Origin of the sequence: Dyella mobilis (assembly GCF_016904945.1) — a bacterium.
Lineage (GTDB): Bacteria > Pseudomonadota > Gammaproteobacteria > Xanthomonadales > Rhodanobacteraceae > Dyella_B > Dyella_B mobilis.
In genome coordinates this window covers 631,555-644,944 of sequence record NZ_JADIKF010000039.1, presented here as the reverse complement: position 1 = coordinate 644,944, position 13,390 = coordinate 631,555, and the positions used below count along the sequence as shown (strand labels likewise).

Here is a 13,390-nt window from a genome sequence, read left to right as displayed (position 1 = left end):
GGCGCTGAACGGCCTTATGCCTGCGCCAGGCGCTCCTTGAGAAATTCGATGAAGCGCTGCGTTTTCGCCGGCAGCAAACGGGTTTCGGTCAGCGCGTAGACCGGCATGGGCTTGCCGTGCCAGTCGGGCAGCACGCGGACCAGGCGCTTGGCAGCCACGTCTTCGGCGACGACTTCTTCGGGCATCAGCATGATGCCCATACCCAATGTCGCCATGCGGCGAATCAAGCCGACGTTGTTGATGGTGAATCGGCTGCCGATGCTGAGCTGCACCGATTGCGCGTTTTTACGCAGCGTCCAGATACCGCCCTTCTGAACGTTCAGGCATTCGTGCCGCTTGAGGTCCGCCGGCTTCTCCGGTTCGCCCATGCGTTTCAGATAGCGAGGCGCGGCGTAGAGGCGCGGCACCAGCGACACCAGCGGACGCGCGATCAAGTTGGAGTTGCTCGGCTCGCCCATGCGAATGGCGACATCGAACGGTTCGCTGATCAGGTCCACCTGCCTTGGCGTGAGATCGAACTCGAAGCTGATGCCTGGATAACGCTCGGCGAACTCCGCGATCAACGGCGCCAGGTAAATCACCGTAAAGTCCACCGGCAACGATGCGCGCAAGACGCCGCTTGGCTGAGCCAGCAGATCGCCCAATTGCTCGTGCGCCAATCGGGCTTCGTCAACGATGCGCTTGCAGCGCTCAAAATAAATCTGGCCCGCTTCGGTCAACTCCACCTTGCGGGTCGTGCGATGCAATAGGCGCAGGCCGATCGCTTTTTCGAGCGCGCCGATCCGTCGCGACAAGGTGGAATTGGGGACGCCGGTCGCTTCGGATGCGCCGCGAAAGCCCTTGGCTTTGACGACTTCCACAAACAGCGCCATGTCGTTCAAAAGCTCCACGATATTGCTCCATAAATGGATCAATGTTATCCACCATACCATCTTTATCCCATGGATGGCGTACCGCATGATGTCCTCAACCCGCTTCCGAGGACTTCCCATGAGCACCTTGTTCACACCCGTTCGCGTTGGCCGCCACACCCTCTCCAATCGCCTGGCGATGGCGCCGATGACGCGCAGCCGCGCCCAAGTTGATGGCACACCAGGCACATTGGCCGCCGAATACTATGCGCAGCGCGCCGGGCTCGGCCTGATCGTGACCGAGGGCACGCAGCCTTCCGACGACGGCCAGGGTTATCTCACCACGCCGGGCATTTATACCGATGCGCACGTCGCCGGTTGGCGCACGATTGCCGACGCCGTGCATGCCAAAGGCAGCCGCCTGTTTATCCAGCTGATGCATGCCGGGCGCATGTCGCATCCGGACAACACGTCACACCATCGCCAAGGTGTTGCGCCTTCGGCCATTGCCCCGGGCGCGCCGATGTTTACCGCCAAGGGTATGCAGGACATCCCCGCACCGCGCGCCTTGAGCACTGACGAAGTGCGGCAGACCGTTGCCGATTTTCGGCATGCTGCGCGGCGCGCGATTGAAGCCGGTGCCGATGGCGTGGAGATCCATGGTGCGAACGCGTACCTGGTGCAGCAGTTCTTTGCACCGAGCGCCAACGTACGCACCGACGAATACGGCGGCTCGATCGAAAACCGTGCGCGCTTTGCCATCGAAGTCGTGACCGCGATTGCCGAGGAGATCGGCGCCGATCGCACGGCCATCCGCCTGTCTCCCGGCACCACGATGTGGGGTATCGACGAAGGCCCCGACGGCCCGGAGCTGTATCGCTACCTGGTCGGCAAACTCGACGCGCTGGGACTGGCCTATCTGCATCTGCTGCACCAGGGCAACGACGCACTGCTCGCCAACATCCGCGAACGCTGGCAGCAGCCGCTGATCCTCAACCGTCCCGGCCGCTTGCGCGAGCAGATCGGCAGCGATATCACCGCAGGGCTTGCCGACCTGGAGTCTTACGGCCAGATGATTCTTGCCAACCCGGATTTCGTGACGCGACTGAAGAACGATGCGCCGATGAATGATGCCGATCGCGCGACGTTCTTTGGTGGAAATGAGCGGGGTTATATCGATTACCCGACATTGAGCGAAGCGGTGGCGGCTTGAGGGCGGCACGGCTCCACAAGAGCAAAAGCGTTACCCCCTCCCAACCTCCCCCTGCGCGCAGGGGGAGGAGCAAATCAATTCGCAATCACAGATTTGCAAAAATTCACTCAACTTTCGGAAAGACTCAGCTGTTCCAGGTCGGCAATCAGGCTCGGACCAGTCGGCTGCCATCCCAATTTTTTCCGCGTCTGCTCGCTTGAAGCAGTCATGTCGTGGCTGGTGAACATCGCCAGCCAACCGAAAAAGCCTTGCGCTTCGTCTGCCGTGATGGATTTCACCGGAAGGTTCAAACGGCGGCCAAGGGTATGTGCGATATCGTGCATCGACACGCCCTCCTCCGCCACGGCGTGATACTTGGCATTCGGCTCCGCCTTTTCGAGCGCCAGCCGATACAAGCGCGCCACATCGAGCACGTGTGCAGCCGACCAGCGCGTGCGTCCCTCGTCGATATAGACGCATGCACCCTTCTCGCGATAGACGGTGATCGCGTAACTGATCAGCCCCTGCCGGACTGGATCATGCACTTGCGGCAGGCGCACCACTGACACGTTGACGCCCTCGGCGGCTACCGCGGCGGCCGCCTCTTCCGATGCCGCGCGCGGAATCACGTCGGCGCCGACGGTCGTATTGTCTTCGCGCGCCGGCTGACCGGGGACGGTATTGGCGATACCCGTTCCGGAGGTGACGATCAACGGACGGTTGGAACCGGCAAGCGCCGAACCCAGCGCGGCGATCACGCGCCGGTCGTCTTCGCAATTGGCCGCGAAGGTCGAGAAGTCGTGGTTGAAAGCCAGGTGGATCACGCCATCGCACTGAGCCGCAACCTGTTTGAGGCCGTCCAGGTCGTTCACGGAGCCGCGATGCACTTGTGCGCCGGTGGCTGCGAGCGCCGCTGCCTTGTCCTCGGAACGGCAAAGGCCAAGCACCTGATGGCCCGCCGCGATCAATTCCTTCACCACCGCTGAGCCGATGAATCCGGTGGCACCTGTTACGAATACGCGCATGAGCTAAGTCTCCAAGGTTCGCTGGCGACAAATCTCTACCCCGGGATTATGCTAGTAAAGTAGTGAAATTATCCTGTTATAGAGATTAATAGGATGGACGCCCAGACCACCCACGAGAACGCGCTCGGAACCTATTTGAAGAACTGCCGGATGAAACTCGATCCGGCGGCCTTCGGCTATCCGCCCCAGCGCCGCCGCACACCGGGCCTGCGCCGCGAAGAGGTCGCGCAGCGCGCCAACATCAGCCCGACCTGGTACACCTGGCTGGAACAAGGACGCGGCGGCGCCGCCTCGGCGGATGTGCTCGATCGTATCGCCGGCGCGCTGATGCTGACGGAGATCGAGCGCGAACATCTGTTTCTGCTGGGCCTGGGCCGCCCGCCGGAGGCTCGCTATCAAAAAAGCGACGGCGTCACGCCACGGTTGCAACGTGTGCTCGATGCGCTGGATCCCAGCCCAGCATTGATCAGAACCGCTGCATGGGACGTGGTCGCCTGGAACCATGCAGCCACCGTGATGCTGATGGACTATTCCTCGCTACCGCCCGAGCAACGCAACGTGTTGCGCTTTATCTTTCTCGATCCGCGCGCACGGGTCGCGCATTACGATTGGGAAAGCGTGGCGCGCGTCGTGTTGAGCACGTTCCGCGTGGAAGCAGTTCGTGCCGGGGCCGCTGCAGAAGTGGAACCGCTGATCGAAGAACTCTGCCGGCTGAGCCCCGAATTCAATGCCATGTGGCGCGACAACGACGTGCGCAAGCCCGGCATTGAAGCGGTCAAGCATCTGCGCCATCCGGTGCTCGGCCCAATCGCTTTTGAGTATTCGGCCTTCGCGGTCGACGGCCGACAGGATCTCAGCATGGTGGTGTACAACCCGGCGACACCTGCGGACGCCGAGCGCATCCATTCGCTCATCGCGGCGCAGGCGCCTGCGGGTTGATGCACCTACTGCTGCAATGGCGACCACGCTTTCCAGATCGCCATGATGCCCTTGCCATAGGCTGGATTGTCTTCGACGCTGGAGTTGGCGATGAAGACAAAACCACGATCGCCGTGCAGCGACACATACGCATATGACGTGACACCCGGGTCGCTGCCGTTGTGGCCCACACCCGCCACTAGCTCGTTATAAGACCAGAACAGCCCCTGGTTGGGATGCTTCAAGCCCGAGGGCAATTTGCCCGGCTGATACTGCGGCGCCAACGCCATCGCCACGACCGCGGCATCGAGGGGAGACGACTCCCCGGCGCGGGCGCGCAACACGGCTTGCAGATATTTCGTCACGTCCCGACACGTCGTGTGCATGCTGCCATCGGCATAGGTGACTTCCGTATACGGCTTCAGGGCCTTTCCCTTGCCGTCGAACAAGGCGGTGTCGCGCGGCGATTGGTGATAGGCAAAAGAGGTGTCCTGCATGCCGAGCGGCTGAAACACGTGCTCGCTAGCGTAGCGGCTGAACGGCTCACCCGTCTTGTATCCGATGATCACCGCGGCAAGGTCGGCTCCCAGGTTGCTGTATTCGTAGTGGGCGCCCGGCTCGTTGTCGCTGAAATTGGCGGCACTGAACCACTCGCCACGAGGATCGGTATAGCGCCGCACGAAGTCCCGCATGCTCATGCTCGGCGTATGGCCGTCCTGGTAGCTCTTGTCGTATATCGGCCCGTCGACCAGACCGGAAGTATGCGTAGCCAATTCGCGCAAGGTGATGGGCGTATTCGGGAACCGGGGGTTGCGCACTTTCCAGGGCAGGTAGTTGTCGATCGGCGCATCCAGGTCGATCTGCTTTTTCAATGCGAGCTGCGCCAGCACCAGGCCGATGACGGTCTTGCTGACCGAGGCGATCGGCTGGATGGTGTCCACGCCGTATTTCTTTTGCCTCGCGGCATCGGCATAACCGTCGGCATATTGCGTAAGCACGTGGCTTCCGTCAAAAGACATTGCACAACCGCCGGGCAAACCCGAGGCGGCGAAAGCGTCTTGCACATTTTTTGATGTGGCGGGTGCATCAGCCATGGCCGACGCGGCCACGCATACCAAGAGCGAAAAAGTAAATTGAATTGCGCGCACGTGTTCAATGCCTCCCTGAAATGACCGATCCGTCGTAAAGTCGATCCACCAAGCCCTCCTTTTTGAAAAGCTGGGCTCGCCATGGTCTAAAACCCTCAATCCGCAATATCCCGCGCAACGATCTCCACCAGTTCGAAGTGCAGCGTCACCAGTTGAAACCGGTCGTGCAGATCCAGGTGCGGCATGCAGCGGATGTGGCATTGGCGAAATTCTTCGGCGTTGGAAAACGTTTCGCCGCGCCAGACTTCTTCCGGAATGTTGCCGAATTCGATCGTATAGACCTTGGTGGCCCGGATGATGCAGCGCAGGCGTTGTTTCAGGTCATACACTTCAATGACGTCGCCCGGCTCGTAGCTGCCATCGCAATACTCGTTGTACGGCTTGTAGTAGTCCTCGACGGTATCGGCCGTAACCGTCTTCCGGCCATCCATTACGCTGCGCGGAAGACTGTCGTCGTTCTCGTCGGCGCCCCAGAACGTCAATCGCTTTCTTCGGTTCATCCTTGCCTGCCTCTGCATCTCGATTCGGCGGGAAGCTCTTCACTTCCCCATCCCTGGAAAATATCCCGGCGAGCTTAGCGCGACGGCAGTGCCGGATCGCTGCCGCGACGAAGTGCCTCGCCTGAAGCATCAGCCATGCCAAAAATCTCAATTCTGAGACGCACAGACAATACCAGCACAAGACCTGTCACTTGTCATGACAGTTTGTTTCAAATCGCGTCGCGCCAAATTCATTGATATCGATTTCAGTCGTCACGGCACGCACCGGCGGAAAACGCCTTCCCGGTCCATTTGAATGTCTCGCGCCGCCTGCTCAACGTCACGAAAATTGCTTACTATCACGCAATGACTACATCCTCTTCAGAAACATCCAACAATGTCCGCCGCGGCAGCATCGCCTGCGTCGGCCTGGGCATGACGCTCGGCTCGCACCTCACGCCATTGGCGCGAAGCTATATCGAGCAGGCCGACGTGGTGTTTGCGGCGGTTTCCGATAGCGTCGTAGAGGTATGGCTGGAACGCATGCACCCGGATGTGCGCAGTCTTCAGCCCTATTACGGCGACGGCAAGCCGCGAATGAAGACTTACCAGGAATGGGTCGAGCTGTTCATGGGCGAAGTGCGCGCCGGCAAGCGCGTGTGCGCCGTGTTTTACGGACACCCCGGCGTGTTTGCCTGGTCGCCTCACAAAGTAATCAAAGTAGCGCGTGCCGAGGGCTTCGAAGCGCACATGGAGCCTGGCATTTCTGCGGAGGATTGCCTTTACGCAGACTTGGGTATCGACCCTGGCCGTCTCGGTTGCCAGCATTTTGAAGCCAGCCAGCTGCTTTTTTTTGAACGCCGCATCGATCCCACTGCCTATCTCGTGCTGTGGCAGGTCGGTGTAGTGGGAGACTGGTCGTCGAAGAAACTTCAGACAGGATCCGAGCATCGGCAATTGTTGGTGGACCTGCTCAGCAATGATTACCCGCTGACACACGAAATCATCATCTATCGCTGTGCAACGCTACCGATCGACAAGCCACAAATCCGGCGCATTGCCTTGCATGAGTTGCCGCACGTCCCGTTGACCACGGCCGAAACGGTTATCCTGCCACCCGCAGCCGAGATGAAACAGAACGTCGCCATGCTGGAGCGTTTGCAGGCCTTGGAAGGGGCCGAGGCATTCACGTGAATTTCGCACCCCGCCCTCATCATCCAGCGATCGCCGGGGACGCGGCACCTACGATTCGTTTTGTGCCGCACATTGATGCAGTCTCGTAACCAGGATTTTTAGCCCGCATCGCACCGATGCACGTACATCACATGGAACAGGGGAAAACCGTGACAGATACGATTGAATTGCTGGAAACCATTGGCAAAAGTGCCGTGCTGCGCCACGCACCCACCGAAGAACTGATGCGTGAATTGGAACGAGCCGACGCCTCGGATGCCCTGAAAGCTGCAGCAAAAGCAGGTGATGGCTCCTTGCTCGGCGAGGAATTCGGCTACAAGACCATGCGAGTGGTCGATTCCCATGCTCCATGCCGCGAGGAAGAAGACGTACCGGAACGCGAGCCTGCCAAAGAAGATCCCAGCCGGAGACCTCATCCCGATCAGAGCGAATCCGCGCACTTCTAATAGGCGGTATCCGGATGTCGCCAAGGAGGCTTCACACCAAGCCATGGCTCTTGATCGGGGCCGTGGCTTTTGGTGTTTCCGCGCAGCCTGCGGTTACGACGACGGCGCCGTCCGATACCGCCGTATTGCTGGCACAAACCGAAAGTCTGCGCACCGTTGATCACCCGCGCTTTCTTCGCCTTCTTGGACAGCTCGATCAGCAAGCTCCGCACATGTCTACGCGTGAGCGGTGGCAATTGCGCTATCTGGACGCATGGCAGGCCTCTTACCAAGGTGACTACGCCAACGCCGACCTCGCGCTGCGGGACCTCATCGATCATTCCAACGATCAAGTCATCGCAACGAAAGCATCCGCACTGCTCATGGATGACATGCGCACCTCCAAGCACTACGAGCAGGCTTTTGAACTCGCCAACCGCTTGGTCGCCAATCTCCCGAACATCCAGGACGAAACGGCTCGCTTCATGGTCCTTTTCTATGTATCCCAACTGCTCACGGCAGCCGGGCAATACGACCTTGCAGCTAGCTACGCTCTTCAAACGACGGAAGTTCGCGCGCCAGGAGAAACACAGTGCGCACCCAAAACGGTGCTTCTAACTACGCTGTATGCCGGTCACAAGCTGAACTCTTCCAACCCCGTATTTCAGCAAGCCATCGATGCATGCCGAGCATCGGGACAATCCGTATTCTTGGACTCGGTCTGGCTGGTGAAGAGCGGTCTGTATCTGGATGAAAATCAGGCCGAAAAAGCCATTTCCCTGCTTGACCGCGTCATGCCCAATATTCGCGCGGACCAATACCATACCCACGTACTGGTTGCCCAAACGCAGCTCGCCCAGGCTTACCTGAAACTGGGAGACGACGACAAGGCGCGCGAATCCGCGCTCGCAGCCATTGCCATCAGCGATCCGGGCGATACCAGCGAATTCCTCAGAGACGCCTACCAAGTGCTTTACAGCATCGAGAAAAAGCACGGTAACGCAGCGACGGCACTGGGCTATTACGAACGCTACGTAGAGCAGGACATCGGCTATCTGAACAACGTAAGCGCAACGGCACTGGCTTACGACGAGGCGCAGCAGCACACGCTGGCGCAAAAACTCGAGACGGAAAAGCTCAGCAAGCAGAACAACATCCTCGAGCTGCAACAGGCCCTCAACACCAAAGCCATGGAAACCAGCAGGCTCTATATCGCCATGCTGCTGATGGCGCTGGTCTTCATCGCTTTTTGGCTGCTTCGGCTCAAGCGCTCGCAAATGCGCTTCAAGCAGCTCTCCTGCCTGGACGGGTTGACCGGCATCAGCAATCACCAGCATTTCATGAGCGAGGCCATGCGCATGCTTGGCATGCTGGAAAAAAAGCGCAGCCCGGCCTGCCTGATATCCATCGACCTGGATTACTTCAAACAAGTCAACGACAACTACGGACACGCCGTTGGCGACTCCGTGCTACGGCATACCGTCGCCATCTGCCGGCGCCAATTGCGCTCGAGCGACTTGTTCGGGCGTCTCGGCGGCGAGGAGTTCGGCATCCTGTTGGCGGATTGCCAGCGCGAGCAAGGCATTGCTACCGCCGACCGCATCCGCAGGGCCATCGAAGCCAGCCCGCTCGATGCCGATGGATGCGTCATATCGTTTTCCGCCAGCGTAGGCATGGCTTGCACCGAAACGGCCGGCTACGACCTGCAGCGCCTGTGCCGGGAAGCGGACACGGCGCTCTACAAGGCCAAGCGAACCGGACGCAATCGCGTGATCGCGATATCGGCAGCGGGGGCCGGATAAGCGTCTGAAACGGTCCGTAACGAGCATCGCCACCTCGGCGCAACGAAGGAAACCCGGTGACCAACGCGCAGATGAGAAAGGCAACCATCAAAGACGCACCAACGGTGTTTGCGCTGCGGCGCGAGGCCATCCTTGCTCAATGCGCCGGGCACTATCCGGTACGCGATCTTGAAATCTGGACCTCCGGTGCGATGTCGGACACGTTTGCCCGTCGCGTCGGCGAACTGTTCTACGTCGCCGACGTGGAGGGATGCACTGCTGGAAGCGGCATGATCGATCTTTCCACCGGCAAGATCGACGCCGTTTTCGTGCGCCCCGATTGCATGCGGCGCGGTGTGGGGCGAACTATCGTGGATCATCTGGAACGGCTTGCGCTGCGCGCCGGGCTCTCCCACGTACACCTGGAAGCCACGTTGAATGCCGCACCATTTTATCGAGCCCTGGGGTTCCAGGACGAAGGCGAAAGACTCTATGAATCCTCGCTCGGCGTGAGCCTTGCGTGCCTGGCCATGAGCAAGCCGTTGCAGGGCGGCTGATAGATCCCACGTCAAGCTTGTCGTCCGGCGCGTCAGCGCACTTACCTGCGCACCGCCGCATCCTGCAAAATGAGGGAAGCGACAGCCGCGATCCCCCTTCGAGCGGCTGCCCTTCTCCCCGCGCCTTTGCAGGAGTCATCGATCATGGCAACCCGCTCCCACGCTTCCCTGCTCAGCCTGCTCGACATTACCGTCCCGATTGTCCAGGCGCCGATGGCGGGAGTTTCCTCGCCGGCGATGGCCGCCGCGGTGAGCAACCAGGGCGGCCTGGGTTCGCTGGGTGTGGGTGCGATGACGGCGACCAAGGCGCGCGAGGCCATTCGGCAGTTTCGTGCGTTGAGCAACGGTTCGCTCAACGTCAACGTATTCGTGCACCAGCCGGCGCGGGGCGATGCGCAAAAACAGGCCGCCTGGCTGAAGCGTCTGAATCCGGAGTTCGAACGTGCGGATGCCAAACCGCCGGAAGCCTTGCACGAAATCTACACGTCGTTCCTGGTCGACGACGACATGCTGGCCACCTTGCGCGAAGAGAAACCGCGCGTGGTCAGCTTTCACTTCGGCGTACCGCGCGCGGCGCAGATCGATGCCCTGCGCCGCGCCGGCATCGTGCTGTTGGCCAGTGCCACGAATGTGCAGGAGGCGCTTGCGCTGGAAGCGGCCGGGATCGACGTCATCGTTGCCCAAGGTTACGAAGCCGGCGGCCATCGCGGCGTCTTCGATCCGGATGCCGAGGACAGTCGCCTGGGCACCTTCGCACTGACCCGTCTGCTGGCGCGAAAGACCAAGGTTCCGGTGATTGCCTCCGGCGGCATCATGGATGGCGCAGGTATTGCCGCTGCCCTGGCGCTGGGTGCAGGCGCCGCGCAGTTGGGCACGGCATTCGTCGGCACCGACGAATCGCTCGCCGATACGGGCTACCGGCGTGCGCTGTTCAGCGACTCTGCGCATCACACCACCATGACGCGCGTGATTTCGGGGCGTCCCGCGCGGTGCCTCGCCAATGCCTTCACGCAGTGGGGCGCCGACGTACCCGACGAGGCAATTCCCGCATATCCGATCACCTACGATGCCGGCAAAGCATTGAACGCCGCAGGCAAAGCCGCGGGCATGCCCGGCTACGGCGCGCAGTGGGCAGGCCAGGGCGCGCCGCTGGCGCGTGCGATGTCGGCGCATGCGCTGATGCAGGTATTGAAGAACGAACTGGAGCAGGCCCTGTCTTGAAAGACGCGACACACGTGAACCCGACACCCATCCGCGAGCATTGGATACCCACCGAGCGCGGCAAGCTCTACGCGAAACAGTGGCAGCCTGTGTCGGGGCACGTCGTTGACGACATTCCCATCGTGCTGTTCCACGACTCGCTGGGTTGCGTTGAATTGTGGCGGGATTTTCCGCAGCAACTCGCCGATACCGCATCGCGCACAGTGATCGCCTACGACCGCCTGGGCTTCGGCCAATCCGATGCGCACCCCGGAACATTGGGCAACGGCTTCATCCACGAGGAAGCGCGCGGCGATTTTCTGGCCTTGCGGCGCCATCTGGGTATCGGTGCGTTCATCGCCTTTGGCCACAGCGTGGGCGGCGGCATGGCCGTGGGTTGCGCGGCGGAGTATCCGGACGACTGCAAAATGCTGATCACCGAATCGGCTCAGGCTTTCGTCGAGGACCGCACGATCGCCGGCATCGAGCAAGCGAGGGTGGCTTTCCAGCAGCCCGGCCAGCTCGAACGCTTGAAGAAATACCACGGCGAGAAAGCCGCTTGGGCCTTGCACGCATGGATCGACACCTGGCTCGGCGCCGGTTTTGCCAACTGGTGCCTCGACGAAGACCTGCGTCGCGTCGCCTGCCCCGTGCTCGCCATCCACGGCGATGGGGATGAATATGGCTCCATCCACCATCCGGAACGCATCGTCGGACTTTCGCCAGGTGTATCCCGGATGGAAATTGTTGAAGGCTGCGGACACGTGCCGCACCGCGAACAGCCGGCGCTGGTGCTGAGTTTGCTGCAGCGTTTTATATAGCGCAGAAAGATTCGCCCGGTGGGCAACACACGTGTAGCATGGAGAGCTTGCCGGAGTTCAACCATGCGCCTCACCTATCAGACCGATTACGCGCTGCGCCTGCTCATGTTCCTGGCGGTGCAAGGCGAGCGCCGCTCTTCGATCCACGAAATCGCCACTCGATACGCGATTTCCGAAAACCATCTGATGAAGGTCACGCAGCGGCTGGCCGCGCTCGGCTACGTCGACGCCCTGCGCGGGCGCAGCGGCGGACTGAAGTTGGCGGGCCGGGCGGAGGATATCCGCATCGGCGACGTCGTTCGCGCCATCGAACCGGACCTCGCCATCGTGGAGTGCTTCGGCACGGACAACCAATGCGCGATCACACCCAGCTGCACGCTGCGCCACGTGCTGGACGAAGCGCGCACGAGCTTTCTCGATGTATTGGATAGCTATACGCTGAAGCAGTTGGTGGCGCGACCCGGTAAGCTGCGGATCGCGCTAAACATCGTTTCTTAAGCCAACGCCGCGCCGAAGAATTCGGCATGGATGCGCGTATCCGGTATGCCCGCCTGCTTCAACGCATCGATCTGCGTGGTCATGAATCCGCGTGGGCCGCAGACGTAGTAGTCCGCGTCAGCAAGGCGATCGTTCGCGGCAATCTGCGCAGCATCCATGCGTCCGTGCTTGTCGTAGTGCACGCCGGCTACGTCATGGACACCGACGTTCTCGTAATAAATTTCCACGTCGAGACGCTCGTGCCGTGCGGCCATCGCGCGGAGCCAGTCGTTCATGGCGTGCACTTCGCGATTGCGCGCGGCATGCGCAAAGTGGATGGTGCGCTCGGGTTGCTGCCGGGTTACGTGGCCGAGCATGCCGAGCATCGGCGTGATGCCAACCCCGCCGCTCAACAACACCAGCGGCGTCGCCTTTTGCTGATCCACCACGAAGTGGCCCTGCGGGAAGGACAGTTCGATCACGTCGCCCTCGGCGACATCCACGTGCAGCATCGTGGAAACCCGTCCTGAAGGCGCGTCGCCGTGTCCGTCTTCGCGCTTCACGGTAAGGCGCAGATGTTCCTGATGCGGCGCATCCGACAAACTGTATTGCCGGATGCGCGCCATGCCTTCGGCATCCACGATGCGTACCGAGACAAACTGGCCGGGCTGGAACGGCGGCAACGCTCCGGCATCGGTGGGCTTCAGGTAGAAGGACACGATCTCGCTGCTTTCGCGTACCACCTGCTGCACGTGGAACGGGCGCCAACCGCTCCAGCCACCCGGCACGCTGGCCGCTTGCGTGTACAAAGCCTGCTCGGCGGCAATCAGCAGGTCGGCAAGCTGGCCGTATGCGGCGGCCCAGGCGTCCAGCACTTCCGCGGTGGCGGCCTCGCCCATCACTTCGCCGATGGCGGCCAGCAAATGGTGCCCGACAATCGGGTAGTGCTCGGCGCGGATGCCCATGCTGACGTGCTTGGCGGTGATCACGCCGATCACCGGCGCCAGCACCGAGGGATCGTCGATGTTCTGCGCGTAGCCGAGCACCGCCATGGCCAGCGCCTGCTGCTGCTCGCCGCTGGCCTGGTGGCTCATGTTGAACAGATGCTTGAGTTCGGGATTTCCCTCGAACATGCGCGTGTAGAAATTTCTGGTCAGCGCCAGTCCGTGAGCTTTCAGCGCCGGTACGCAGCTCTTGACGATGTCGCGCTGGGCTTGGGTCAGCATGGGTCGTGCACTCTCGCTCTTAAAGATGCATATATTATGCATCTTTAAGAGCGAGCCCCGTCCCGCTGCGACGCCTTGCCACGGCGGGCAAGGCGT

15 protein-coding genes are annotated in these 13,390 nt (G+C 61.0%); 9 read left to right on the top strand and 6 right to left on the bottom strand.

The window, feature by feature from the left end:
• Window positions 1-14 precede the first annotated feature (14 nt).
• Window positions 15-890 (bottom strand): LysR family transcriptional regulator, encoded by an 876-nt coding sequence (locus ISS99_RS13915; RefSeq protein WP_284343732.1) that lies wholly within the window; start codon window positions 888-890, stop codon window positions 15-17.
• A 100-nt stretch (window positions 891-990) separates the two neighbouring features.
• Here ISS99_RS13915 and ISS99_RS13910 point away from each other — a divergent pair, with 100 nt between their 5' ends.
• On the top strand, window positions 991-2,064 hold the full coding sequence (locus ISS99_RS13910) for an alkene reductase (protein ID WP_204632194.1): 1,074 nt from the start codon (window positions 991-993) through the stop codon (window positions 2,062-2,064).
• Window positions 2,065-2,171: 107 nt separating this feature from the next.
• Here the strand turns inward: ISS99_RS13910 and ISS99_RS13905 are convergent, their stop codons facing one another.
• Window positions 2,172-3,068, bottom strand: a complete 897-nt coding sequence (locus ISS99_RS13905; RefSeq protein WP_204632193.1) for an SDR family oxidoreductase — start codon at window positions 3,066-3,068, stop codon at window positions 2,172-2,174.
• Window positions 3,069-3,161: 93 nt separating this feature from the next.
• Here ISS99_RS13905 and ISS99_RS13900 point away from each other — a divergent pair, with 93 nt between their 5' ends.
• Window positions 3,162-4,007 carry a helix-turn-helix transcriptional regulator gene (locus ISS99_RS13900; RefSeq protein WP_204632192.1) on the top strand — a complete coding sequence of 282 codons (846 nt, stop codon included), beginning with the start codon at window positions 3,162-3,164 and terminating at the stop codon, window positions 4,005-4,007.
• A gap of 5 nt (window positions 4,008-4,012) precedes the next feature.
• Here the strand turns inward: ISS99_RS13900 and ISS99_RS13895 are convergent, their stop codons facing one another.
• Together ISS99_RS13895 and ISS99_RS13890 are read right to left on the bottom strand one after the other, a co-directional pair.
• Window positions 4,013-5,080, bottom strand: coding sequence for a serine hydrolase domain-containing protein (locus ISS99_RS13895; RefSeq protein ID WP_204632191.1), 1,068 nt, complete (start codon window positions 5,078-5,080; stop codon window positions 4,013-4,015).
• A 149-nt stretch (window positions 5,081-5,229) separates the two neighbouring features.
• The gene (locus ISS99_RS13890) at window positions 5,230-5,634 is read right to left on the bottom strand and encodes an ASCH domain-containing protein (protein WP_204632190.1); all 405 of its coding nucleotides are present in this window, start codon (window positions 5,632-5,634) and stop codon (window positions 5,230-5,232) included.
• A 345-nt stretch (window positions 5,635-5,979) separates the two neighbouring features.
• Between ISS99_RS13890 and ISS99_RS13885 the strand changes: the two genes are divergently transcribed.
• Both ISS99_RS13885 and ISS99_RS13880 read left to right on the top strand, forming a co-directional pair.
• The gene (locus ISS99_RS13885; RefSeq protein ID WP_204632189.1) at window positions 5,980-6,807 is read left to right on the top strand and encodes an SAM-dependent methyltransferase; all 828 of its coding nucleotides are present in this window, start codon (window positions 5,980-5,982) and stop codon (window positions 6,805-6,807) included.
• 131 nt (window positions 6,808-6,938) lie between these two features.
• Window positions 6,939-7,253 (top strand): hypothetical protein, encoded by a 315-nt coding sequence (locus tag ISS99_RS13880; protein ID WP_239537932.1) that lies wholly within the window; start codon window positions 6,939-6,941, stop codon window positions 7,251-7,253.
• Here the strand turns inward: ISS99_RS13880 and ISS99_RS23320 are convergent.
• Window positions 7,250-7,456: a hypothetical protein gene (locus ISS99_RS23320; RefSeq protein WP_239537931.1), complete on the bottom strand. Its 207-nt coding sequence runs from the start codon at window positions 7,454-7,456 to the stop codon at window positions 7,250-7,252. The genes ISS99_RS13880 and ISS99_RS23320 overlap by 4 nt on opposite strands.
• 9 nt (window positions 7,457-7,465) lie before the next feature.
• On the opposite strand from ISS99_RS23320, the gene ISS99_RS13875 reads away from it, so the two are divergent.
• The 5 genes from ISS99_RS13875 (at window position 7,466) to ISS99_RS13855 (ending at window position 12,089) form a co-directional block, all read left to right on the top strand.
• Window positions 7,466-9,034, top strand: coding sequence for a tetratricopeptide repeat-containing diguanylate cyclase (locus ISS99_RS13875; protein WP_239537930.1), 1,569 nt, complete (start codon window positions 7,466-7,468; stop codon window positions 9,032-9,034).
• 56 nt (window positions 9,035-9,090) lie between these two features.
• Complete coding sequence (locus tag ISS99_RS13870) at window positions 9,091-9,570, top strand: GNAT family N-acetyltransferase (RefSeq protein ID WP_284343731.1); 480 nt, start codon at window positions 9,091-9,093, stop codon at window positions 9,568-9,570.
• Window positions 9,571-9,714: 144 nt separating this feature from the next.
• Window positions 9,715-10,791, top strand: a complete 1,077-nt coding sequence (locus ISS99_RS13865) for an NAD(P)H-dependent flavin oxidoreductase (RefSeq protein ID WP_204632187.1) — start codon at window positions 9,715-9,717, stop codon at window positions 10,789-10,791.
• On the top strand, window positions 10,788-11,591 hold the full coding sequence (locus ISS99_RS13860; RefSeq protein WP_239537929.1) for an alpha/beta fold hydrolase: 804 nt from the start codon (window positions 10,788-10,790) through the stop codon (window positions 11,589-11,591). The genes ISS99_RS13865 and ISS99_RS13860 overlap by 4 nt, the downstream gene beginning before the upstream one ends.
• A gap of 63 nt (window positions 11,592-11,654) precedes the next feature.
• Window positions 11,655-12,089: an RrF2 family transcriptional regulator gene (locus ISS99_RS13855; RefSeq protein WP_204632186.1), complete on the top strand. Its 435-nt coding sequence runs from the start codon at window positions 11,655-11,657 to the stop codon at window positions 12,087-12,089.
• On the opposite strand, the gene hmpA is transcribed toward ISS99_RS13855, so the two are convergent.
• Window positions 12,086-13,294, bottom strand: coding sequence for an NO-inducible flavohemoprotein (hmpA, locus tag ISS99_RS13850; protein ID WP_204632185.1), 1,209 nt, complete (start codon window positions 13,292-13,294; stop codon window positions 12,086-12,088). The two genes, ISS99_RS13855 and hmpA, sit on opposite strands and share 4 nt — an antisense overlap.
• Window positions 13,295-13,390: the final 96 nt, after the last annotated feature.